This is a genomic window from Syntrophorhabdaceae bacterium (assembly GCA_028713955.1).
Lineage (GTDB): Bacteria > Desulfobacterota > Syntrophorhabdia > Syntrophorhabdales > Syntrophorhabdaceae > UBA5609.
On record JAQTNJ010000324.1, the window covers coordinates 1 to 2,990 of the forward strand.

The 2,990-nt window shown below is 56.1% G+C and carries 2 protein-coding genes; both read right to left on the reverse strand.

Features of this window, described 5'->3' with window-relative positions:
* Positions 1–674: hypothetical protein (locus PHU49_16480; protein ID MDD5245606.1), on the reverse strand; the 674-nt coding region annotated here is incomplete at its 3' end.
* Between the two features lie 10 nt (positions 675–684).
* A partial coding sequence (locus tag PHU49_16485) for a hypothetical protein (protein ID MDD5245607.1) occupies positions 685–2,990 on the reverse strand: 2,306 nt, incomplete at its 5' end.

Sequence of the window (2,990 nt, forward strand, 5' to 3'; positions counted from 1 at the left end):
GGCGTGACTCCCTCAATTACCGGATGTCCTGATATTGTCGGTGTTGTAATAGTCGGCGAGTTCGCAAATACCAGCGCTCCGCTGCCCGTTTCGTCCGTGACGGCGGCGGCGAGATTAGCAGACGAAGGCGTTTCCAAAAACGTGGCCAAATCTCCATCAACCGGGAGATCCGCAGACAACAGGCCAACATTTTGCAGCGCGTCCCCTGCTATGTTCCAGCGAAGATACTTGGACGCATCCGGTTCCGGAAGGGCCAAGTTGGCAACTCCGGCGGTAATTGGCAGCAGCGGCGCCCGACTGAGCAAATCTTTCAACTGCTGGATCAGGATGACGGCCCGGTCGTACCCTTCCTCAAGAACCTCCGCATATTGCGGATCATTCTCAACCAGGTTAATCTCCTGGGTATAAGGGACGTCCCGGTACACCACGACCGTCTCCCCGCTTGCCGGGGGAGCCGCCGCGTAAGTACCGATCAGCGTGACCGTCCCGCCGACCGTGGCATTCACCGCAACGGTGTAGTGCGTGTCCTTGGTCAGAGTCGTTTCGACACCCAGAGCGCTCCGGACGATAACCTTGATGTCCGTCTCTTCCAGCGCCTTGAAGGTAAACGGGAAGGCTACTGTAACCCCGTCCCCGTCGAAACTTTCCTTGTTGATCGTCGTCGATACTGTCATGATGTGCCTCCTATTCCTCTTCCCGAGGAGCCCTGAACATCAGCCTCGTCGGGTCCGAAGTGTCCCCGTTCATTAAATCAATCAACCCCTGCATGGTGACTACCGCCTGCCCGGTCGGGAGTCCAAACACATACCCGGCCGACTCGATTCCGTATTTCAACAGCTTGTCCAGTTCCGCCTCTTCCCCAGGCGTGAAGAGCTTCACGGCTTCCTTTGCCCCCCGGGCCACCACCTCCCCCGCCCGAGCCACCGGGGAGAACTGATAATCATAATCCGTCAGCACCGCCCCGGTCAGGTCCCGGATCACCGGATAGGCCGTAAGGCGCATCTGAAGGACGTTCTTCAGGAAATCCCCAGGAGAAGGCACATCCCGCTCCTTCATGAGATAATCTATCGCCGCCGGACCGATGGTCAGCCACCACCAGGCTTTCACCAAATCGCTGAAATTCTGTCCCGTCTTGTCGAACTTGAACTTCAGCCAAGCGTCGGACATCATCTGATGATATGCGGAGAAGAAGGTGTAGAACATCGACATGATCTTTTTTAGTTCCGACCCCCTCTGAATCCCGGCCAGGTCCTTGGCCAGGGCATTTCCTTGCGTCATCCGCACGGTCATGTCGGCAAATTCCACCGCCTTCGTCTCGTCTGAATAATCCTTCATGCCCTTGTTGTAGGCCGCCAACCACGTCGGATAGGCAACAGCCATGTCCATCAACGAGATCAGTGAGAAAAACGAATCCTTCAGCGCCTGAGACCCCCGGAAATGCTCCAGGCCGATCCGGTTGTAAGCGTCCCGCAACTCACGATCAAACGACTTCGCCCGGCCGGCCATCTCCGCAGACATCCCTTTAATCCGCTCGACCATCGCTTCCCGGTTGGTGTAAAACTCCGCCAATCCTTTGGCCATCTCCCCCATTCCGAGTTTGTAGATGCTGTTCCCCATCCCCAGCCATTGCACCGCAGCCGTTGAGAACTTCCATGCCATCGCCACCGCAGTCGTGTTGATTCGGGCGGTTTTAATCGCAGACTCCACCGCCGACAAAGGATCAGCCTTTTGACGCGCCACGTCCTGCAGCCAGGTCATCATCTCCCGATAGCCTACCGCACCGCCAATCCCCGCAGGCGTCCCCTCGATTGCCGCCCTTACCCTTGGATCTCCGAGGATCTTCTGCACGTCTCTAACCGCTTCGGCATGGGTAATATAGTGGTTAATTTCGGCCAGTTTGTCGAAGATCACGGTGAATTTCAGCTTCGGGGGAAGAGTCCCGCCGACACGCTCTATTGTCGATCCGCTCTTGACGGAGGGTCTTGTGTAGATCGACTTGAAGAAGTCCCTAAGCTCCTGCTCCGTGGCGTTCTTGTCGGCAATCCAGGAGAGTTTCCGATCGAACACCAACGGGAAGTAATCCCCCTCGACCTTCTTGAGGTTCACGCCGGATAGGTTCTTGTAGACTTCGGACAGTTTTGGGAATTGCTCCTCAAACAGATCCCAGACCCCCCGGACGAGCTTCCATTCATCCGGCGTCACGTTGTTCAATATCGCCTGGATCTGGGCGTCGTCCCACTTGTAGATGGTATTTTTCAGGGCGTTCAGGTTTCCTTCGTTCCCTGAATTCAGGGCAACCATGATGACGGTCTCCCTCGTGACAAACTGGTTCACGCCGGGGATCTTGAATTTCTCTTTCGTGAGCGTCTTTTTCATCGGCTCGAAGAGTTTTTGCAGCTTGCCCGTTATATCGGCCAGGTTTCTATATTCGGCATCCGACGCCTCTTTGACAGGAAGGTAAGTCCTCTCCCATACCGGCCCCATGTCCTTGAACCCATCCAGCCGCCTCAGGTAGGTTTCCACTTTGGTCAGCGATCCGAGGTAGGAGTCCTTGAACTGGCCCATTCCCTCCAGCGCCGAAGGTTCGAGGAACATGGCCTCGATGTCCGCAGGCCCCGCCTGTTTGATTCCCCAATTCTTCGAGATCTCGTCAATAAGCCCCTGGACCGTCGCTTCAAAATCCTTCTTCTGCCGGGCCTTGAGGAGCTTGTTTTTCATCTTCCCCAGGTGTTCGTACATCTTCGCCTGGTCGTGGATCTCCCTCAACTGATCCAGCGTCAGCTCCCGCCAATGGGTTTTGCCGTAGCGTTCGATCCGGTTAAGCATCGACTCGGGAATCGTGACATCCTCACCCGCCTGCTTCTGCCTCTCCAAGAACTCCCTGGCAGACTCTACCCGCTGTGCGGTCTTTTTGCTTCTCGGAAGGATATCGAAATCTTCCAAAAGAGAGGTTATCCGGTCGCGGTAATCCTCCGGGATGCTCTTGTCTT